The sequence below is a fragment of the Chryseobacterium takakiae genome, from assembly GCF_900129385.1.
In the GTDB taxonomy this organism is placed as follows: domain Bacteria; phylum Bacteroidota; class Bacteroidia; order Flavobacteriales; family Weeksellaceae; genus Chryseobacterium; species Chryseobacterium takakiae.
This window is the reverse complement of record NZ_FQVO01000001.1, coordinates 437,713-460,383: the sequence shown is the minus strand read 5'-3', so window position 1 is coordinate 460,383 and position 22,671 is coordinate 437,713. Positions and strand designations below refer to the sequence as shown.

At 39.3% G+C, this 22,671-nt stretch carries 14 protein-coding genes; 13 read left to right on the top strand and 1 reads right to left on the bottom strand.

All coding sequences use genetic code 11. The features are described from left to right. The first annotated feature begins 142 nt into the window (after positions 1-142). From BUA76_RS02120 to BUA76_RS02085, 8 genes are all read left to right on the top strand, one after another. On the top strand, positions 143-2,770 hold the full coding sequence (locus tag BUA76_RS02120) for a glycoside hydrolase family 3 C-terminal domain-containing protein (RefSeq protein ID WP_072883167.1): 2,628 nt from the start codon (positions 143-145) through the stop codon (positions 2,768-2,770). 79 nt (positions 2,771-2,849) lie between these two features. Further along, positions 2,850-4,832 carry an alpha-L-arabinofuranosidase C-terminal domain-containing protein gene (locus tag BUA76_RS02115; RefSeq protein ID WP_072883166.1) on the top strand — a complete coding sequence of 661 codons (1,983 nt, stop codon included), beginning with the start codon at positions 2,850-2,852 and terminating at the stop codon, positions 4,830-4,832. A gap of 199 nt (positions 4,833-5,031) precedes the next feature. After that, positions 5,032-6,729, top strand: coding sequence for a ribulokinase (locus tag BUA76_RS02110; protein WP_072883165.1), 1,698 nt, complete (start codon positions 5,032-5,034; stop codon positions 6,727-6,729). 390 nt (positions 6,730-7,119) lie between these two features. After that, positions 7,120-7,818: an L-ribulose-5-phosphate 4-epimerase gene (locus tag BUA76_RS02105; RefSeq protein ID WP_072883164.1), complete on the top strand. Its 699-nt coding sequence runs from the start codon at positions 7,120-7,122 to the stop codon at positions 7,816-7,818. A 157-nt stretch (positions 7,819-7,975) separates the two neighbouring features. Beyond that, positions 7,976-9,472 (top strand): L-arabinose isomerase, encoded by a 1,497-nt coding sequence (gene araA / locus BUA76_RS02100; protein ID WP_072883163.1) that lies wholly within the window; start codon positions 7,976-7,978, stop codon positions 9,470-9,472. Positions 9,473-9,493: 21 nt separating this feature from the next. Next, positions 9,494-10,654 carry an aldose epimerase family protein gene (locus BUA76_RS02095; RefSeq protein WP_072883162.1) on the top strand — a complete coding sequence of 387 codons (1,161 nt, stop codon included), beginning with the start codon at positions 9,494-9,496 and terminating at the stop codon, positions 10,652-10,654. A gap of 3 nt (positions 10,655-10,657) precedes the next feature. Next, positions 10,658-12,385 carry a sodium:solute symporter family transporter gene (locus tag BUA76_RS02090; RefSeq protein WP_072883161.1) on the top strand — a complete coding sequence of 576 codons (1,728 nt, stop codon included), beginning with the start codon at positions 10,658-10,660 and terminating at the stop codon, positions 12,383-12,385. 268 nt (positions 12,386-12,653) lie between these two features. Beyond that, on the top strand, positions 12,654-13,244 hold the full coding sequence (locus BUA76_RS02085; protein WP_072883160.1) for a hypothetical protein: 591 nt from the start codon (positions 12,654-12,656) through the stop codon (positions 13,242-13,244). Between the two features lie 208 nt (positions 13,245-13,452). Here the strand turns inward: BUA76_RS02085 and BUA76_RS02080 are convergent, their stop codons facing one another. Next, positions 13,453-14,139: an NUDIX hydrolase gene (locus tag BUA76_RS02080; protein ID WP_072883159.1), complete on the bottom strand. Its 687-nt coding sequence runs from the start codon at positions 14,137-14,139 to the stop codon at positions 13,453-13,455. Between the two features lie 522 nt (positions 14,140-14,661). Here BUA76_RS02080 and BUA76_RS02075 point away from each other — a divergent pair. The 5 genes from BUA76_RS02075 to BUA76_RS02055 all read left to right on the top strand — a co-directional run bounded on the left by BUA76_RS02075 (position 14,662) and on the right by BUA76_RS02055 (position 22,643). After that, positions 14,662-17,049: a glycoside hydrolase family 127 protein gene (locus BUA76_RS02075; protein ID WP_072883158.1), complete on the top strand. Its 2,388-nt coding sequence runs from the start codon at positions 14,662-14,664 to the stop codon at positions 17,047-17,049. An 11-nt stretch (positions 17,050-17,060) separates the two neighbouring features. After that, positions 17,061-18,971, top strand: coding sequence for a sialate O-acetylesterase (locus BUA76_RS02070; protein ID WP_083573131.1), 1,911 nt, complete (start codon positions 17,061-17,063; stop codon positions 18,969-18,971). A gap of 54 nt (positions 18,972-19,025) precedes the next feature. Beyond that, positions 19,026-20,474 carry an MFS transporter gene (locus tag BUA76_RS02065; protein WP_072883157.1) on the top strand — a complete coding sequence of 483 codons (1,449 nt, stop codon included), beginning with the start codon at positions 19,026-19,028 and terminating at the stop codon, positions 20,472-20,474. A gap of 8 nt (positions 20,475-20,482) precedes the next feature. Continuing rightward, a complete protein-coding gene (locus BUA76_RS02060) occupies positions 20,483-21,598 on the top strand; it encodes an endo-1,4-beta-xylanase (RefSeq protein WP_072883368.1) in 1,116 nt (371 codons plus the stop codon). A gap of 70 nt (positions 21,599-21,668) precedes the next feature. Next, positions 21,669-22,643 (top strand): glycoside hydrolase family 43 protein, encoded by a 975-nt coding sequence (locus tag BUA76_RS02055; protein ID WP_072883156.1) that lies wholly within the window; start codon positions 21,669-21,671, stop codon positions 22,641-22,643. The last annotated feature ends 28 nt before the right edge of the window (positions 22,644-22,671 follow it).

Sequence of the window (22,671 nt, the reverse complement as noted above, 5' to 3'; positions counted from 1 at the left end):
ATATAAATCTCAAGAATTAGTTAAAAATAAGTGTTGTTTTTACATTTATTAAAAATAGAATCATATATTTGTTTTTCTTACCCAATCATTAATGATCATCTTAATCGGCTGTGATAAATAGTAAGAATTTAAAATCTTTCCCATGAAAAAATTGCTGTTTAATATCTCTCTCTTTATCTGTACAATATCATCTGCACAGAATTTTAAATATCCTTTCCAGAATCCCGATCTTCCGGTCGAACAGAGAATTGAAAATCTGCTGGGGTTATTAACGGTTGATGAAAAAATCGGAATGATGATGGACAATTCAAAAGCAGTTCCGCGATTGAATATTCCTGGTTACGGCTGGTGGAATGAAGCGCTTCACGGTGTGGCAAGAGCAGGAACAGCTACCGTTTTTCCTCAGGCAATAGGATTGGCGGCAACCTGGGATGTTCCGGAACATTTTAAAACTTTTGAAATGATTTCTGATGAAGCCCGTGCAAAATACAACAGATCTTTTGATGAATCCCAAAAAACCGGGCGTTATGAAGGCTTGACTTTCTGGACTCCAAATATCAATATTTTCCGTGACCCAAGATGGGGAAGGGGCCAGGAAACCTACGGTGAAGATCCGTATCTTACTTCTGTTTTTGGGGTTGCTGCCGTAAAAGGCCTTCAGGGAAATGACCCGAAATATTTCAAAACCCACGCCTGCGCCAAACACTTCGCCGTTCACAGCGGCCCGGAATGGAACCGCCATTCCTACAATGCTGAGGTTTCCAAAAGAGATTTGTACGAAACTTATCTTCCGGCTTTCAAAGCGTTGGTGTTGGAAGGAAATGTGAGGGAAGTAATGTGTGCTTATAATGCTTTCGACGGCCAGCCATGCTGTGCCAACAATACTTTATTAACCGAAATCCTCCGCGGAAAATGGAATTACGACGGAATGGTCGTTTCCGATTGCTGGGCACTCGCAGATTTTTACCAGAAACAATACCACGGAACACATCCCGACGAAAAAAGTACTGCAGCAGATGCTTTGAAACATTCCACAGATCTGGAATGCGGCGATACGTATAACAATTTGAATAAATCTTTAGCAAGCGGATTAATCACCGAGAAAGATTTAGATATTTCAATGCGAAGAATTCTGAAAGGCTGGTTTGAGCTTGGGATGCTTGACCCGAAATCTTCCGTTCACTGGAACTCAATTCCGTATTCTGTGGTGGATTCTGAAGAGCATAAAAAACAGGCTCTAAAAATGGCTCAGAAATCAATTGTATTGATGAAAAATGAGAATAATGTGTTGCCTTTAAATAAAAGCATCAAAAAAATTGCAGTTGTCGGTCCAAATGCCGATGACGGACTGATGCAGCTGGGAAATTACAACGGAACTCCTTCTTCAATTGTTACAATTCTGGATGGAATTAAAACCAAATTTCCAAACGCAGAGATTGTTTATGAAAAAGGAACCGAAGTTGCCGACCCATCATCCAGAACTTCGCTTTACCAAAACTTTTTAAGTCAGAAAAACGGCGAAAAAGGAATGAAAGTAACCTTTTTCAACAATAATGAATTTAAAGGAAATCCTGCCAATATTTCAGTTAATAAAACCGGAATCAATTACAATAGTTTCGGCGGAACACAGCTTGCCCCGAATGTGGGAAGGGAAAATACTTCGGCCATTATTTCCGGGATTTTCAAAAGTCCATATACAGGAGATGTGATTCTTTCTCCATCCACATCAGATGTCTATACACTTTTTGTTGACGGAAAAGAAATTGCCACCAGAAAGGGTCCCGATGCCAGACATCCTTCAGAATTTCCTGTGAAAATGGAAAAAGGCAAGGAATATAATATTGAATTACGCCACACCCAGAAAGGAAAATATGTAAGCATCACGTTTGATGTGTACAGAAAAGATCCTGTGAATTTTGCTGCAGTTAGGGAGAAAGTGAAAAATGCGGATGTCATTGTTTTTGCAGGCGGGCTTTCACCAAGTCTGGAAGGTGAAGAAATGATGGTCAATGCCGAAGGTTTCAAAGGAGGAGACAAAACGTCCATTGAACTTCCGAAAGTGCAGCGTGAATTGCTGGCAGAATTGAGAAAGACCGGAAAACCAATCGTTTTTGTGCTTTGTACAGGAAGTTCATTGGGATTAGAACAAGATGAAAAAAATTATGATGCTTTGATTAATGCATGGTACGGCGGACAAGCTGGCGGAACTGCCGTTGCTGATGTTCTGGCGGGAGATTATAATCCTTCAGGAAGACTGCCGGTTACTTTTTACAAAAATCTGGCACAATTGGATAACAATCTTTCCAAAACCAGCAAACATCAGGGCTTTGAAAACTATGATATGCAGGGTAGAACCTATCGTTATATGACCGAAAAACCATTATACGCTTTCGGACACGGATTAAGCTATTCAAAATTTGTTTATGGAAACGCCAAACTTAACAAAAATACCATCAACACCAATGAAAATCTGACGATTACAGTTCCGGTTACAAACAGTTCAACAAGAGATGGAGAAGAAGTCATCCAGGTGTATGTAAAACGAAATAACGATCCGTCTGCTCCGGTAAAAACATTACGCGCTTTTCAAAGAGTATGGATTAAAGCCGGGGAAACAAAAAGTAGTCAGCTTACTATTTCTGAAGATTCATTTAAATTTTATGATGAAAAAGTGGATGATCTGGCGCCAAAAGCAGGGGATTACACCATTTTCTACGGTGGAACTTCCGATGAATCCGGACTACAAAGCATTCGACTAAAGGTCTATTAAGCTGTCAGACTGTGAAACCTTACAGGTTTTTAAAACCTATAAGGTTTGCCAATAATAAAAATTCAATTTTTCAACTCAAATGAAAACAAAATTCAAAATATTCGCCACCACATTTTCTCTAAGCGTAACCTTCTTTTCTGCTCAAAATGGAAATGTAAAAAAGCATTTTCTCGATTTAGACGGAACTTCCACCAACATCAAAATCCAGCCAACGATGTACGGTATTTTCTTCGAGGACATCAACTTTGCAGCAGATGGCGGCTTATATGCAGAACTCATTAAAAACCGCAGTTTTGAATTTGATGAACCGTTGACGGGCTGGAAACAGCCGAACACAAAAACATTGTCACCAAACTTGGATTCCGGTTTTTTAACGATTATAACCGATAAATCCAAAACCAATAAAAACTATGCGAGAATCACGATTTGTAAAGACAAAAATTATGTTCTGGAAAATGAAGGCTTCCGAGGAATTGGGTTGCATCAGGGCGAGAAATACGATTTAAGCTTTAACCTGGAAAATGTTTCAGGAAATATTTCTGCAATCAATACAAGTCTTATCGATGAGAACGGAACAGTGATTTCCTCAGTTTCCACGATCATAAAAGGGGGAGGCTGGCAAAAATATACTGTGGTTCTGACACCCTCCAAAACGGTTGAAAAAGCGAAGCTTCAGATTACATTTACCGGAAAAGGTGTTGTAAATATGGATATGATCTCTTTGTTTCCGCAAGACACCTGGAAAGGTCGAAAAGGTGGGTTAAGAAAAGATTTAGTGCAAAAATTATATGATTTGCAGCCCGGATTTTTACGTTTTCCGGGAGGCTGCATTGTTGAAGGACGAACTTTGGCAGAACGCTACCAATGGAAAAAAACAATTGGTAAAGTGGAAGACCGGGAAAATCTTATCAATAAATGGAATAATGGATTTACACACCGTCTCACACCGGATTACTGGCAATCTTTCGGACTTGGATTTTTTGAATATTTCCAATTGGCGGAGGATTTAGGCGCAGAGCCGCTTCCTATTTTAAGTTGTGGAATGGCGTGCCAGTTCAACACAGCAGAACTCGTGAAGATGGAAGATTTAGATCCTTATGTTCAGGATGCGTTGGATTTGATAGAGTTTGCAAATGGAGACCCTAATACAAAATGGGGAAAGATCCGAACCGAAATGGGACATCCGGAACCTTTTAACATGAAATTCATCGGTGTTGGAAATGAGCAATGGGGAGCGGATTATATTGAGCGGTACAAAGTTTTTGAAAAAGCAATTCACGCTAAATATCCCGATATAAAGATCATTTCCGGAAGCGGGCCGTCGCCCGACGGCGAGTTCTTCGAATATGGCTGGAAAGAGCTTAAAAAACTCAATGCCCAAATTGTGGATGAGCATTACTACAATTCACCGGATTGGTTTATGAAAAACGCCGGAAGATATGATAATTACGACCGTTCGGGTCCAAAAGTTTTTGCAGGGGAATATGCCGCGCAATCGGTTGGGGTCGTAAAACCTGATAATAAAAACAATTGGCTGACCGCACTATCGGAAGCTGCTTTTATGACAGGATTGGAACGCAATGCAGATGTAGTAGCTATGACTTCCTACGCACCGTTATTTGCTCATGCAGACGGATGGCAATGGACACCGGATTTGATTTGGTTTAATAATCTGAAGTCTTATGCGACACCAAATTATTATGTTCAGAAATTATTTTCCAATAACAAAGGAACTGATCTAATAAAAATCTCCGAAAACGGCAAACCTTTGAAAGGTGAAAACAGTCTGTATGCTTCTGCAGTTAAAGATGATGAAAAAGGAGAAACCATCATTAAAATTGTTAATGTGAATCCTCAGGAAATTTCAGTTGAAATTACCCCGAAAAGTATAAAACCCGGCAATAAGCTCACGAAAATTGTACTGACTTCTTCAGGGCTTTCCGAGGAAAATAATTTCCAGTCAGAAACCATTACACCAAAAGAAGAAGCGCAGACCATTAAAAAAGGAAAAATTTCTGTTGAAATTCCGGCAAATTCATTAGTAATCCTCAAAATAAAATAACTGGAAAGTACTATGAATAAAAGAAAATTTAAAATTAAGTGTAAAAATTACATTTATTTAAAATAGAATCTTATATTTGTTTTTAGCTCTATCAATGACTAACCTGACAATGCTTGTATTGTGGTAGTATTAGAGTTGTCATCCTGAGCTTGTCGAAGGATGTATTAAAAGAATCCAAAAAAATTAATTATCCACGTTAATGAAAAAATACGTTATCGGCTTAGACTACGGAACAGACTCTGTCCGAGCCGTTTTGATTGATACGGAAAATGGAGCAGAATTAGCGGCTTCCGTAAGTTATTATCAAAGATGGAAAGAAGGAAAATATTGTAAGCCGGAAGAAAATCAATTTCGCCAGCATCCGCTCGACCATATCGAAGGGTTGGAAAGAACCATTTCAACGGTCGTAAAAGAAAGTGGCGTTGCGCCTGAAAATATTGTCAGCATTTGTATTGATACAACAGGTTCATCACCGCTCCCCGTAAATAAAGAAGGAATTGCCTTATCCCTTTTACCTGAATTTTCAGAAAATCCGAATGCCATGATGATGCTGTGGAAAGACCATACTTCTATCAGGGAAGCCGAAGAAATCAATCATCTGGCAAGAAACTGGGGCGGTGAAGATTACACAAGATTTGAAGGCGGCATCTATTCTTCTGAATGGTTTTGGGCTAAAATTCTTCACATCAACAGACAAGATGAAGCAGTGAAAAATGCGGCGTACAGCTGGATGGAACATTGCGATTACCTTACGTTTTTGCTTTCCGATAATCAGGATTTAGCAACATTTAAGAGAAGCCGTTGCGCTGCGGGTCACAAAGCAATGTGGCACGAGTCATGGGATGGGCTTCCTTCCAAAGATTTTCTTGGTCAGCTGGATCCTTCGCTGGCAGAACTTCGTGACAGGTTGTATGAAAAGACGTACACTTCAGACGAAGTTGCAGGCAACCTGAACGAAGAATGGGCAACAAAATTAGGCCTAACAACCAAAACGGTAATTGCTGTCGGAACTTTCGACGCCCATTCCGGAGCGGTTGGTGCAAAAGTAGAAGAAAATACACTGATCAGAATTATGGGAACATCAACCTGCGATATTATGGTGGCCCCTAATGAAATTATCGCAGACAAAACCGTTAAGGGAATCTGCGGACAAGTCGATGGATCTGTTATTCCGGGATTGATGGGATTGGAAGCAGGGCAATCGGCTTTCGGCGATGTGTTGGCGTGGTATAAAGATATTTTGATTTGGCCCATTCAAAGTATTATGATGAATTCCAGTGTGATTGATGACCATCAAAAGCAGTTGCTGAAAGAAGAAATAGAACACAATATTATCCGTAACCTGACTTTGGAAGCAGAAAGGATTCCGCTTTCAGAAGTTGTTCCGGTCGCTTTGGATTGGATCAACGGAAGAAGAACGCCCGATGCCAATCAGGAACTGAAAATGGCCATCAATAATCTTTCGCTGGGAACAAAAGCTCCCCATATTTTCAAAGCTTTGGTAAATGCCATTTGTTTCGGAGCCAAAAAAATTGTCGACCGTTTTGAAGAAGAAGGCGTAAAAATCGAAAAAGTTATCGGAATCGGTGGCGTTGCCAGAAAATCACCTTTCATTATGCAAACGTTGGCTAATGTACTGAATATGCCGATTGTCGTGGCAGCATCAGACCAGGCTCCGGCTTTGGGGGCCGCCATCTATGCCGCCGTTGCGGCAGGAATTTATCCTACTGTTCAGGAAGCAAGCCAGAAAATGGGCTCCGATTTCGAAGCAGAATATTTCCCACAGACAGAAAAGGTAGAAAAATATGCAGAATTTATGAAACAATATCAGGTTCTCGCAGATTTTACAGAAAATAATATCAAATCAAAGAGAAAGTTGACAGCTGAAAGTTTATAGTTGTTGGAATTAAAATGAGAAAAGCTCCGTAGGCGCGCCCTGTTGATAGCAATGCATTATCAATATCATTAAAGCCTCGTAGAGGCCCTGTTAAATATTTACATTAAGTGAAAAACCATCAACCAACAACCATTAACTAAAATTATTATGGCAGCTTTATCCGTCTGTAGTTTATCCTGAGCTTGTCGAAGGGTTCCCGCTTTTTTGTTCCGCTTTGCTACACAAAAAGAGCTCCACTCAGGTCGGGCTGCATGCAATTCAATACTCATGCTGTTGCTGGAGAAACAAACCTTATAGGTTTTTAAAACCTATAAGGTTTAGGAAAAATTATAAATGCCTACGACTTAAAAATAATCAGCAGTCAAAAATTTACGCTTAAAAATTAATACAATGAGCATCTATAAAGAATTAAAAAGAGAATGTTACGAAGCCAATATGCAGCTTGATGCATTGAAGCTGGTCGTTTACACCTTCGGAAATGTAAGTGCCGTTGACCGTGACAAAGGAATCTTTGCCATCAAACCGAGCGGTGTCCCTTACGAAATATTGAAACCGGAAGATATGGTGATTTTAGATTACGACGCCAATGTGGTGGAAGGAAATTTAAGACCGTCTTCCGATACCAAAACCCACGCTTACCTTTATAAAAAATGGGAAAACATAGGCGGAATCTCGCATACGCATGCTATTTATTCTGTAGCTTGGGCACAAGCGCAGTTAGACATCCCGATTTTCGGAACCACCCATGCAGATCATCTGACAACAGATATTCCCTGCGCTCCGCCAATGCGGGATGATCTCATCGAAGGAAACTACGAATACAATACGGGAATCCAGATTCTTGATTGTTTTAAAGAAAAAAACTTGTCTTACGAAGAAGTAGAAATGGTACTCATCGGAAACCACGGACCATTCACTTGGGGGAAAAATGCAGAAAAAGCTGTTTACAACAGCAAAGTTCTCGAAACCATTGCAGAAATGGCGTATCTCACAAGACAAATCAATCCAAATGCAGCTCGCTTGAAAGATTCATTAGTAAAAAAACATTACGAACGTAAACACGGCAAAAATGCCTATTACGGACAGTAATTGGCGGCGGCTGGCAATTGGCTTTTAGCAATTGTCATCGTTCAACAGAAGACTACGAACCCGAAGGGTTCAACATCAGTAGCCATAGGTGTAAACCTATGGAAAACAAAATTTGTTACAAATCAATTATCAATTATAAATCATCATTAATAAAAATATGTTAACACCCCTCAATACCAAAGAAATATGGTTCATCACCGGAAGTCAGCATTTATACGGCCCGGAAACACTACAGCAGGTTGCTGAGCATTCGGCTAAAATCGTAGAGGCATTCAACGCTTCCTCACAGATTCCCGTAAAAGTAGTTTTAAAATCTACCGTAAAAACAACGGAAGAAATTTTCGAAACCCTAACCGCAGCCAATTTTGCAAAAGATTGTATCGGAATTGTAACCTGGATGCATACTTTTTCACCCGCAAAAATGTGGATTCGCGGATTGACTGCTTTACAGAAACCGATGCTGCACCTTCATACGCAGTTCAATCAGGATATTCCATGGTCAACGATGGATATGGACTTTATGAACCTGAACCAGGCAGCACACGGTGACAGAGAATTCGGATTTATGGTTAGCCGTCTCCGTAAAAACAGAAAAGTGGTCGTAGGACACTGGGCGGAAAAAAGAATTCAGAAACAAATCGGTGACTGGAGCCGTGTTGCGGCGGGCTGGGACGACTGGCAAGGGGCAAAATTTGCCCGTTTTGGCGACAATATGAGATTTGTAGCGGTTACGGATGGCGATAAAGTGGAAGCGGAAACCCAATTCGGTTTTTCGGTTAACACTTGGGGCATCGGAGATTTGGTAAGCGTTGTTAATTCGATTGGTGATGGCGAAATCAAAACATTAATCGAAGAATATGAAGCCTCCTACAAAATGGCAGCATCTCTTCTTTCAGGAGGAGAAAACAGAAAATCCCTGGAAGTTGCTGCAAGAATTGAATTAGGGTTGGAAAAATTCCTGAAAGATGGAAATTTCAAAGGTTTCTCTGATACTTTCGAAGATCTTCACGGACTGGAGCAGCTTCCCGGAATTGCCGTACAAAGATTGATGCAGAAAGGCTACGGTTTTGCTGGGGAAGGCGACTGGAAAACGGCTGCTCTCGTACGCGCCATGAAAACAATGGGACAAGGCCTGGAAGGCGGAAATGCCTTTATGGAAGATTATACATATCATTTAAATCCGTCAAATCCATCGGTTTTAGGCTCTCATATGTTGGAAGTAGATCCAGTTTTGGCAGCAGATCAGCCGTCTTGTGAAATTCATCCGTTAGGAATTGGTGGAAAAGAAGATCCGGTTCGTTTGGTTTTTAATTCAAGAGGAAATATTGATTCTTTAAATGCAGCGTTGATGGATTTTGGAAACCATTTCAGACTATTAATCAATAAGACAAAAGCATTGGAAATCACCGAAGAACTTCCGAAGCTTCCTGTGGCAAGAGTACTCTGGAAGCCGCTTCCGGATTTGTATACTGCAGCTGAAGCCTGGATTTTAGCCGGAGGAGCCCATCACACCTGCTACAGTGAAAATATCAGTGCCGAACAGCTGGAAGATTTTGCGGAAATGGCAGGTATTGAATCGCTCGTAATCGATGAAGACACAAAAATCCGCGATTTCAAGAATACGCTTCGCTGGAATGAAATTTATTATCGTTAAACTTGCAAAATATTCAGAAAAATGAAAAAAACAAGTATCAATCTGATAATTCTTTTTGCCGTTTTATGTATTTTCGGGTGCAATAAAAAGGAAAATCAATCAAAAACTCATTCGGAATCCATGAAAAACATACAGGTTTCAGATTACGGAGTCACGTCAAAAGGTGATTCTATTAAAAAATATACGCTGACCAATAAAAACGGGATGAAGCTGGAAGTCATTAATTTCGGTGGAATCATCACCTCACTTACCGCTCCTGATAAAAACGGAAAATACCAAGATGTGGTCTTGGGCTTTACCAAGCCGGAAGATTATTTCAACGGAAATCCGTATTATTTCGGTGCATTGATTGGCCGTTACGGAAACAGAATTGCCAATGCAAAATTTACGCTGGAAGGAAAGACTTTTAACATCGATAAAAATGACGGACCAAACAGTCTTCACGGCGGAAAAGAGGGATTCCACACCAAATTTTGGAATATTGAGCAGATAAAAGAAGCGCAGTTTCCAACATTGAAGCTGACTTATACGAGTGCAGACGGAGAGGAAGGCTTCCCTGGAACATTAACAACAACGGTTCTTTATACGTTAACGGACGATAACGCGTTGGAAATTTCTTACGAAGCAGAAACGGATAAACCAACTGTTGTCAATCTTACACAGCATTCGTATTTCAACCTTTCCGGAAATTTTACAAAAGAAATTACGGATCATGAGCTGCAGATCAACGGAGATCAATTTTTACCGGTGAACGAAACGTTAATCCCGACCGGTGAGCAAAAAGCTGTTAAAGGAACTCCCTTTGATTTTACAGTTTCAAAAACAATTGGGAAAGATATCAATGCGGATGATGATCAGCTGAAAAAAGGAAAAGGCTACGACCACAACTGGATTCTTAACGGAAACGGTTTGAGAAGCATTGCCAAAGTGTATCATCCGGAATCAGGAAGAGTAATGGAAGTGCTTACCGATGAACCGGGTGTTCAGTTTTATTCAGGAAACTTCCTTGACGGGAAATATGAAACAAAAACCGGTGGTAAAAACGGGACCAGAACAGGTTTCTGCCTGGAAACACAGCATTTCCCGGATTCCCCGAACCAGCCTTCATTTCCGTCTACAGAGCTGAAACCGGGACAAAAATACCAGTCGAAAACAATTTATAAATTCTCAGTAAAAAAATAAAGTATGGGGAATTTAGCAACTCTTGATATCATTATATTTCTAATCTATTTTGTTGTCGTTGCCGGCTACGGAATCTGGATTTATAACAGAAAAAAATCGGCCGCTACAGGCAGTAAAGACTACTTCCTGGCAGAAGGATCACTTACGTGGTGGGCAATTGGTGCCAGTTTAATCGCTTCAAATATTTCAGCGGAACAGTTCATCGGAATGTCCGGAGAAGGATTTTTCGTGGGAATTGCAGTAGCTGCTTACGAATGGATTGCCGCGATTGCTTTAATTATTATCGCCGTCTGGTTCATCCCGATTTATCTCAAAAATAAAATCTACACGATGCCCCAATTTCTCGAAACCCGTTACAACAAATCGGTTTCGTTGATTATGGCGGTATTCTGGCTGTTTTTATATGTAATTGTTAACCTTACTTCCATTCTTTATCTTGGAGCTTTAGCGATTGATACATTACTTGGCGGGGGAAGCTTGCATATTATTATGATAGGATTGCTTATAATGGCTTTGTTAATCGGACTTGGCGGGATGAAGGTAATCGGTTACACAGATGTCATTCAGGTAGCGGTTTTAATCATCGGGGGTTTTGCAACCGTGTATATGGCCTTGCAGATTGTTGATCAGAGAATCAACGGGGCGGCTGTCGGAAATGCATTGGCTGGCTTCAATACTTTAATTAATGAAGCACCGCAGCATTTTAAACTGATTCTTGAAAAACCTAAAGTTACTACTACAACATTGGCAATGCCTGAAAACCTGAATGTTCAGAAATATGTAGTTCTGCCTGGATTGGCGATGTATTTTGCCGGACAGTGGATTGTAAACCTGAATTACTGGGGCTGCAACCAATACATTACGCAGCGTGCTTTAGGAGCAGATCTGAAAACTGCGAGAACCGGAATTCTATTCGCAGGGTTTTTAAAATTATTTATGCCGATTATCGTCATGCTTCCGGGGATTGCAGCGTATGTTCTGTATACGAAAGGACATCTGCCGGGCTTCAATGGCGTGAAAGACGGAGCTTATTCTGCTATCTTAGGATTCTTGCCGGTGGGTCTGAAAGGTCTTGCCGTAGCCGCTCTTACTGCAGCAATTGTGGCGTCCCTGGCAGGAAAAGTGAACAGTATTTCAACGATTTTCACCTTAGATATTTATAAGAAGTATTTGAAAGCAGATGCTACGGAAATTGAAATGGTGAGAACCGGAAGATGGGCGATCATCATTGCGATGTTCCTGGCTTTGGCATTTACATGGACCGATGTTTTGGGAATCGGGGGAGAGGGTGGATTTACCTTCATTCAGAAGTATACAGGATTTATCAGTCCGGGAGTTTTTGCGATGTTCCTGCTTGGAATGTTCTGGAAAAGAACCACGGGAACAGCCGCTTTAGTGGGGGTAATTTTAGGTTTTGTTCTGGCCATATTCTTCAACAGCTTTGCAGTGGATATTTTCGGAAAAGAAACTTGGCTGTATACGGCTTTCACTTATGAAAAACTAGAAGGCGGCGTAGTTCATACCATTACGGAGATTCCGTTCCTGATCAATATGGGATGGTCATTTGTAATTACCATCATCGTAATGATCCTGATAAGTCTTGCCGGCCCGAAAGTAAACCCAAAAGCTTTTGTTATTGATGCTTCCATGTTCAAAGTGGATAACAGAACATTGGTTTTGATTGTGGTAACATTACTTTTACTGACTGCGCTTTATGTAAGGTTTTGGTAAAATTTAAATAAGTAAAGAAAATAAGCAGGATATCAGTTTTGATGTCCTGTTTTTTATTAATATCCAAGTGTAAATGTACTCTGCATGAGTAATAGCTGTGTAGTACAATGAATTATAGGAATATCTGTGAACTCCGTAGGAGTTCTATCTTTAAACTTGTAAGTTTATAAGGAGGCCGGTTATCAATCCTTTTTTAGTCGGATTACTATTACATTGTATAATAGTTTGTATATTTGGCACACAACGGCTAATAACTAAAATACATTACATGAGTTTCTTTAGAAAAATTTTTTCAAAAAATAAAAATTCAAATCAGGAAAATAAGGAAGTACCACAAGTGAAAGAAGTTTTTACTGAAGAATATTTTGATAGCAGGTACACGAAACAGGAACTTTCTGAAGATGATCTTTTGGTAGACGGTTCTTTTAAGATGATTGAAAGCTATTTTTTAGACAATAAGATTAAGCCCATCATAGAAAGTCCTATTTATCATCCTGCAAATATTGATGAAGCTATTGAAGAAGGAATAGGATTTTTTCAATACTGCAAACTTTTTAATCAGGAAGACAAGCAGATCGGGTTAATGGTCACCATCGCATTTTCCTATTTCTTAATCAAAGAATATGGTTTTAAACTTTATCAGGATAAAACTCCTGAATTTCCTTTACGGTTTATGACATTAAAATACAACAAAGACGGAGGAGTAATTTCACTGTATCCATTTGAATATTCATTAAAAGTATTAAACGGTGAAGCGAGATTCAGTGATTTGTTTGAAAAGATAAAAAGTAATCTGGGAAATATTCCTTCAGCAGATGAATTTATGAAGAATTTAAAAAAAGATTTAAATCAAAAATAATTTGATATTACCTGACAAAATTATAATAAGTCTGTTTAAACTTTTATTTTAAAGTTGATAATGATAAACAAAAAAGTTCACAATAGTTTTTTAAAAATCTTTAATTATTATTCTTTTGAGCACTTTGATTATTCTGGAAATTCGCTTTAAGATTATCTTTTGTACCTTTTGTGGTTAATTCTGAAGTTAATTTAAACAGGTTTAATGTCTAAATCTTAAACATAAATCCTTCGGCAAGCTTTTTTTTATATTGATCTTCATCAAAACGATATAGGAAAGATCCCTTTTTAGACGAGGTCATATCTTTTTCCTCTGTTTTTACCAGAATATCCAGCGCGTTAATTTTACTGATGAAATTCCTTTTGTCGTATTGCTCATTAAAAATGGCTTCATACAGGCTTTGAAGATCTTTCATGGTAAATTTTTCCGGAAGAAGCTCAAAACCGATAGGTCTTGTGGAAGCTCTTCTTCGTAATCTTAAAACGGCGTCTTTCACCATATCATTATGATCGAAAATAAGTGTCGGAAAATCCTGAAAATCAAACCATTTGGCACTGTATTTTTCATTGATCTGGATATTCTTCTCAATATTGATCAGCGCATAATAAGAGATCGACATGATTCTTGCGGTAGGCTCACGGTCAATCTGTGTATAAGAATTAAGCTGCTCAAGGTAGATGTTTTCCAGGCCTGTGAGATTTTGAAGAACACGTTGTGCTGCTTCATCAGAAGTTTCATCGTCTCCGATAAAACCCCCCATCAAAGACCATTCTCCCATCTTGGGTTCGAAATTTCTTTGCACAAGAAGAATCTTAAGATTTTCACCGTCGAATCCGAAAATAATACAGTCAACAGCTACCAAATGTCTTGGATATTGAGAATAATCCTGGGTCATCTTTATATTTTATACAAAGGTAAATTATTTAAGCATATGATTGTACTTAAATGTATTTTTTACACTTTTTTCATGATTTTATTTCATACCTGCCAAAACAGCAGTGTTGGAAATGATTTCGGGAGAAAAAATGATCTTTATACAGGCAATTTTTTCTTGAAAATTGATGAATCAAATATAAAATTAATGTTAAAATTATGTTAATTTTTAGGATCAGATTTTATAAATGACGAAAAACTAAATTTTTAACCTTACTATTAAAAATACGATAAGTTGTTTCCGGAATTATTATCAATTCTTCTTAAATGTTCCGTATTTATTTTGTACACAAACATTTAATTTTATGTTCCTGATTTTCTATACCATCAATAATCTTATTTTTTATGATAAGTTATCGTTGATTTGTAATTTTAAAGTTGGCTAAAAATCGTTTTTATTTACATTTCGCGGTTCAGAATTTTTAAAATGTTTTGTATATAAATTCTTTCTTTTATTTTAGAAATGTTGAAATAACATTTATTAATGAACCGGAAAATCTCCATTATCGTATTCGCGTTTTCATCATTTACCTTTGCACAGGTAAGTCAGAAAATTCAGTATTTCCCGCTGAAAGATGTTAAGCTGTCGGAAAGTATTTTCAACAAAGCCATGCAGGCCGATAAAAACTATATGATGACTATGGAACCGGACAGGCTTCTGGCTCCGTATCTCAAAGAAGCAGGCTTACAGCCAAAAGCGGAAAATTATCCGAACTGGGAAAATACAGGCCTTGACGGCCACATCGGAGGACATTATCTTTCGGCGTTATCACTGATGTACGCGTCAACAGGAGATGCTAAAATAAAACAAAGACTTGATTACATGATCAATGAACTTGATCGTTGTCAGAATGCATCTTCAAACGGTTATCTTTCAGGAGTACCTTCTGGTAAAAAAATCTGGAAACAAATTTCGGAAGGAGATATCCGCGCTTCAGGATTTGGATTAAACGACCGCTGGGTTCCTTTATACAATATTCATAAAATATATGCAGGACTTCGTGATGCCTATTGGTATGGTGGAAGTGAAAAAGCAAAAAAAATGTTGGTACAGCTTACCGACTGGATGATCAACGAAGTTTCCGCGTTGTCTGATGAGCAGATTCAGGATATGCTTCGCAGTGAGCACGGTGGTCTAAATGAAATTTTTGCGGATGTGTATGAAATTACAGGAGATAAGAAATACCTTCAGCTTGCCTACAGATTTTCCCATCAGGCCATTCTAAATCCACTGCTTTTAGGCGAAGACAAACTTACGGGAATTCATGCCAATACCCAAATTCCGAAAGTAATCGGCTACAAACGTATTGCCGATCTCGAAAATAATGCACAATGCAGTAATGCCGCAGATTTCTTCTGGCATAACGTTACGGAAAAAAGATCATCTGTTATCGGCGGAAACAGTGTCAGTGAACATTTTAATCCTGTTAATGATTTCAGCAGCATGATTAAAAATATTGAAGGTCCGGAAACCTGCAATACCTATAATATGCTGAAGCTTACAAAAGCACTTTTTGCAACGTTGCCCAAGTCGTATTATATGGATTATTATGAGCGCGCGCTGTACAATCATATTCTTTCCACCGAAAATCATGATAAAGGTGGCTTTGTGTATTTTACACCGATGCGTCCCGGCCATTACCGTGTTTACTCACAGCCGCAGACAAGCTTTTGGTGCTGCGTAGGTTCCGGACTGGAAAATCATGCCAAGTATGGTGAAATGATTTACGCGCATTCTGATAATAATCTTTACGTTAACCTTTTTATTCCTTCAACATTGAGATGGGATGATAAAAAAATCATCCTAAGACAGGAAAACACCTTTCCCGAAACTGCAAAAACAAAATTAGTTTTTGAAGAGACTGGAAAAGCAATGGTAAATTTAAAGCTTCGTTGCCCGGAATGGATGACTTCTTCAGAGGCAGCCATAACTATAAATGGAAAAAAGCAGGATCTAACGGCTGATGACGACGGATATTTTAACATCAACCGGAAATGGAAAAAAGGTGATGTGGTAGAAATGTATCTTCCCATGCATCTTACCGCCGAAAAATTGCCGGATCAATCAGATTATTATGCCTTTAAGTACGGACCTGTTGTTCTTGCTGCAACTTATGGAAAAGAAAATCAGCAGGGATTATTAGCAGATGACAGCAGAGGTGGACATATTGCCCACGGTCCGCAGATTCCGCTGAATGAGATTCCTGTTATTTTAGGAAATGGAAAAGAAGTGATTAATCATGTAAAGCCCATAAATACGCAGGATCTTACTTTCAGTCTTACGGGATTGTATCCTAAAGAAAAGTTTGATAAAGGTTTTCAGCTGGTACCGTTTTATACAATTCAGGAAGAAAGATATATTCTGTATTGGCCGCAGGCTGATCAGGACAAAATTGAATCCCTCCAGAAAAAGAAAGCTGAAGAAGAAGCGGAAACCAGACGGCTTGATCTTATCACTGCAGATAAAATTCAGTTGGGTGAGCAGCAGCCGGAGTCTGATCACTACTTTGAAAGCAACGATTCCAACACAGGATATATGGAAGACTGTCATTTCCGGGATGCGAAAGGCTGGTTCAGTTACCGGATGAAAAATCCAGGGAAAAATGCTGAATATTTATACATTTTGTATTTTGATGCGAATGCCAACCGTGCTTTAAATGTAGAAGTCAACGGTAAAAAAGTCTCTGCCAAAAAACTGGAAGGAAAAGCCGGAAATTCACCTCAATATCTACTTTTACCGATTCCTGAAACAGAAAAAGATAAAGAAATTCTTAGTGTAAAATTTTATGCGGAAGAGCAGATGCAGACTTCAAAAATTATTGAAGTACGTTTGCTGACGCAGGATTACCAAAAGTCTATCAATAAAAATTAAAAGATTAACCCATGAAAATATATTTTTCTAAAAGATTATTTTTAATACTGGCCATTTCCATTATTGGTGTATTGAATGCTAAGGTAAAGCTTCCTGCACTGGTTTCAGACGGAATGATTCTTCAGAGAAATCAGGTGCTGAAAATCTGGGGCTATGCTGATGCAGGTGAAAAGGTGAATGTTAAATTTTTAAACAAAACCTATTCTGCAACCGCAGATAACCAAGGGAACTGGAATATCATGCTTCCGGAACTTAAGGCCGGAGGTCCGTTTGTAATGACCATCAACGATATTACGCTTAAAGATATTTTAATTGGTGACGTTTGGGTAGCATCCGGACAGTCTAACATGGAACTTCCGATGAGACGCCTTAAACCGCTGTACGGAGACGAAATGAAAACGGTAAATAATCAAAACATCAGGTTTTTTACCGTTCCGCAGAAATATAATTTTAAAGCATCGCAAAATGATCTTGATGGTGGAAAATGGGAAAGCGCAAACCCACAAACCATTCAGAATTTTTCGGGTGTTGCTTACTTTTTCGCTAAAAATCTGTATGAGAGAAATAAAATCCCTGTAGGAATTATCCATACCAGTTTGGGTGGCTCTCCGGTTCAGGCCTGGATGGATGCGAATTCTCTTAAAAGCTATCCGGAATATCTTCAGGAAGCTGAAAAATGGAAAAATGATGATTTAATAAAATCTACCGAATCCGGCGAACAGGCTTTAAGCAGAGCCTGGTACACCGAGTTGGATCAAAGTGACATCGGTCTCAATCAGCACTGGGAAAATTTTGACCTGGATGATTCATCATGGAAAACGATGAATGTCCCTGGATCATGGGAAGATCAGGAAGGGTCTTTCGAAGGCTCTGTATGGTTAAGAAAAGAAATCACATTGTCAAAAGATGAGGCAGGAAAAGCAGCTTTCCTGAATCTTGGCAGAATAAAAGATGCGGATGTGACGTACATCAACGGCGTTAAAGTAGGAAACGTTACGTATGAATATCCTCCAAGATGGTACGATATTCCGGCTGGGATTCTGAAAGAAGGTAAAAATATAATTGCCGTAAGAATTACCAACGGAAGCGGAAAAGGACAGTTCATTGCCGATAAACCGTATTATCTTGAAATCGGCGGACAGAAAATTGATCTTACAGGTAGTTGGAAATATAAAATTGGGGCTAAAATGGAGAAAATGGCTCCGGGACAGACCTTCATCCGCTGGAAACCAACCGGCCTTTATAATTCCATGATCAATCCGCTGATTAACTATAAAGTAAAAGGATTTCTTTGGTACCAGGGCGAAAGCAATACCGGCAAACCGAAAGAGTATGGCGATCTTTTAACCACAATGATCAACGACTGGCGTTCCAAATGGAATGAAAAAGACGCACCGTTCCTGATCGTTCAGCTTGCGAATTTTATGGAAGCTAAAAATCAGCCTGTGGAAAGCAATTGGGCAGAACTCAGAGACCAGCAGCGAAAAGTTTCGCTCACCGTTCCGCAAACCGGACTTGCCGTGATTATAGACGCCGGAGAGTGGAATGATATTCATCCTCTTGACAAAAAAACAGTGGGCGACCGACTGGCTTTGCAGGCGTTGAAAATTGGCGACAAAAAAGAGATCGTTGCAGATGGACCTGTTTATCAGTCAATGAAAGTTGAAGGGAATAAAATCAGACTATCCTTTAACAAAGGAACCGATGATTTTGCTCCGGTTTCGGAACTGAAAGGCTTTGCCATCAAAGGAAAAGATGGAAATTATCAATGGGCAAAAGCCAAAATTCAGGGTAAAAATATTGTAGTCTGGAATGATGGAGTTAATGATCCGGTTTCCGTACGATACGACTGGGCCGATAATCCGGACGGGAATTTAAAAAATAAGTCAGGGCTTCCGGCTTCACCATTCACTACAGAATAAAATCTATTATCCATCAGTCTATCATCACTTATCTATTAAAACATTTACAACCATATGAACAATCCATCACAGAAGATATCTGTCGTTGAAAAAATAGGCTACAGTCTGGGAGATCTTGCTGCCAACCTTGTTTTTCAGACCCTTGTAACATATCTCGCTTATTTCTATACGGATATTTACGGACTAAAACCTGAAGATGCATCAGTCATTACGCTCATCGTAGGATTAATTGCCGGTTTCGGTTTCAACCCGATGGTTGGCGCTTTGGCAGATCGTACCGCTACAAAATGGGGAAAATTCAGACCATGGATTCTTTTCACCTCCGTTCCGCTGGGGATTACGGCTTTACTGGCATTCAGCACGCCGGATTTTTCATATCAAGGAAAAATGATCTATGCTGCCGCAACATACTCTTTGTTATTGTTGTTGTATGCAGCCAACAATCTTCCGTATGCCGCACTGAGTGGTGTTATCACAGGAGATATGGGAGAGCGTAACAGTATTTCTTCGTATCGTTTCGTGGCGGTGATGTTTGCCCAGTTCTTCGTTCAGGTATTCATGCTGCCGATTATTTTATCCGTAGGAAACGGAGATAAAGCAGCCGGTATCGAAACGGTCATGACCTGGCTTGCGGTGATTGGTTCTGTCATGCTTCTGATCACATTTTTCACCACAAAAGAAAGGATTATCCCAAAGCCTGAGCAAAAATCAACCTTAAAAGAAGATTTAAAAGATATTTTCCAGAACAGGCCGTGGATCATTATGTTAACCGTTACTGCTTTTATTTTCATTACGCTGGCAATGAAAGGAGGAGCTTATGTGTATTATTTTAACAATTATGTAGATGAAACTTCGCTTAAAAGTTTTATTTCACCCATTACCGCATTCTTCAATTCAATAGGGATGAATTTCTTTGGTGAAGATCCTAAATCTGCAGGTTTCGGTTTGTTTAACGCAGGTGGAATCATTATGATGATCATAGGAATTACTTTTTCTAAAAAGTTTGCCGATAAATATGGGAAGCGTGATACGTTTATCGCATCGCTTTTCATTTCCACTTTATTTGTGCTGTTCTTTGTATTTTATCCTCCGAAGGCAGTTGGAATGATGTTCCTTTCCCAGATTTTACACGGATTCTTTTACGGAATCAGCACCCCTTTATTATGGGCCATGATTGCCGACGTAGCCGACTACTCCGAATGGAAAAACAACAGAAGGGCCACGGCTATTATCTTCTCTGCCATGATGGTAGGTCTAAAGGTAGGTTTAAGCATCGGAAGCTCATTAGTAGCGTTGATTATCGGTAAGTACGGATATATTTCTACCGAGGGAACTGAAAATGTAGTTCAGCCTGAAACGGTGGCTGTAGGAGCTAAAATGCTGGTAAGCGTTTTCCCTTCAATTCCTTTTTTCATCGCATGCGGATTACTTTTATTCTATAAAATCAATAAAAAAATGGAAGTCCAGATTGAAAAAGATCTGGCAGAAAGAAGAAAACAATAATTATGACTATGAAGCGAATAATTGTATTGGGTTTAATGACTCTTGCTGTTTCAAATGCAGCAGCCCAAAAAACGGAAAATTCCCTGAAGAAAGCTTTTAAAGATAAATTTTACATCGGTACGGCTATGAGCCTGCCGCAGATTAACGGAACGGATGTGAAATCAGATCAGATTATCACCTCCCAATTCAGTTCCATTGTGGCGGAAAACTGTATGAAGTCGATGTTTCTTCAGCCCCAGGAAGGAAAATTTTTCTTTGATGATGCCGATCGTTTTGTGGCTTTCGGTGAAAAGAACAACATGTTTATCATTGGTCATACGCTGATTTGGCATTCCCAATTACCCAAATGGTTTTTTGTGGACAAGGACGGAAAAAATGTTTCCGCTGAAGTGTTGAAGCAGCGCATGAAAAATCATATCAACACAGTTGTTTCAAGATACAAAGGCCGTGTAAAAGGATGGGATGTAGTTAATGAAGCCATCATGGAAGACGGAACGTACAGAAAAAGCAAATTTTATGAAATTCTGGGCGAAGAATTTATTCCGCTGGCTTTCCAGTACGCTCAGGAAGCTGATCCCAATGCCGAACTGTATTACAATGATTACAACGAATGGTTTCCTGAAAAAGTAAAAACGGTAATTAATATTGTTAAAAATATGAAATCCAGAGGAATAAGAGTTGACGGTGTTGGTATGCAGACACACGTTGGGCTTGATACTCCGAAACTGGAAGAATATGAAAAAGCGATTGTCGATTATGCTTCCGCCGGAGTAAAAGTAAATGTTACCGAAATGGAAATCAGTGCGCTTCCTTCACCTTGGGGAACTTCCGCCAATGTTTCAGATACGGTGGAATATCAGGCAAAGATGAATCCATATACAAAAGGCCTTCCACAAAATGTGCAGAAAGAATGGGAAAACCGTTACCTCGATTTCTTCCGTCTGTTCATCAAACATGAAGACAAAATCCGAAGAGTGACAATGTGGGGCGTTACGGATAACCAGTCCTGGAAAAATGATTTCCCGGTAAAAGGAAGAACCGATTACCCTTTACTTTTCGACCGCAACTTCAAAGCAAAACCTGTAGTAGAAAAAATCATTCAGCTAACAAAAGAAAAAAAATAAATCATCGATCATCGATCATCATTTATAAATCTATTATCCATCAGTCTATTATCTAATATCTTATTTAAAAATGAAAAAATCAAAATATCTATTCCCCAAAGATTATATGGCAGATCCCTCCGTCCATGTTTTTGAGGGTAAAATCTATATCTATCCTTCCCACGATCGAGAAAGCGGCATTGAAGAAAATGATAACGGTGATCATTTCGACATGAATGATTATCACGTTTTTTCTTTGGATGATGTAGAAAACGGGGAAATTACGGATCATGGAGTTGTGCTTTCGGTTAAAGATATTCCATGGTCGGGGAGACAGCTCTGGGACTGTGATGTTGCTTTTAAAAACGGTAAATATTATATGTATTTTCCGCTGAAGGACAAAAACGATATTTTCAGAATCGGTGTTGCGGTGAGCGACAAACCTTACGGGCCGTTCGTTCCGGAAAAACATCCGATGATGGGAAGCTACAGCATTGACCCTTGTGTTTTTGAAGAAAACGGAAAACATTATATGTATTTCGGAGGAATCTGGGGCGGACAACTTCAGCGTTACCGAAACAATAAAGCCCTGGAATGTGCCGTAATTCCTCAAGATCATGAACCTGCCATTCCTTCCAAAGTTGCTTTGTTAAGTGAAGATATGCTGGAATTTGCCGAAGAGCCTAAAGACATTCTCATCCTCGATGAAAATGGAAATCCTCTGCTTCACGGAGACCAACACCGTTTCTTTGAAGCTTCCTGGATGCATAAATACAATGGTAAATATTACTTTTCCTATTCAACCGGCGATACGCATTTGTTGTGTTATGCAACCGGAGACAATCTGTACGGGCCATTTACTTTTCAGGGTGAAATTTTAACACCGGTAATAGGCTGGACTACCCATCATAGTATTGTTGAATTTAAAGGGAAATGGTACCTGTTTTTTCACGACAGTGTTCCAAGCGGCGGAAGAACATGGCTTAGAAGCATGAAGGTTGTAGAACTTGAATATGATGAAAACGGTAAAATAAAAACCATCGAAGGATTGGACGAAAATCAGTAAAATGCAATCAACTTTGTCAAAGTTCCGA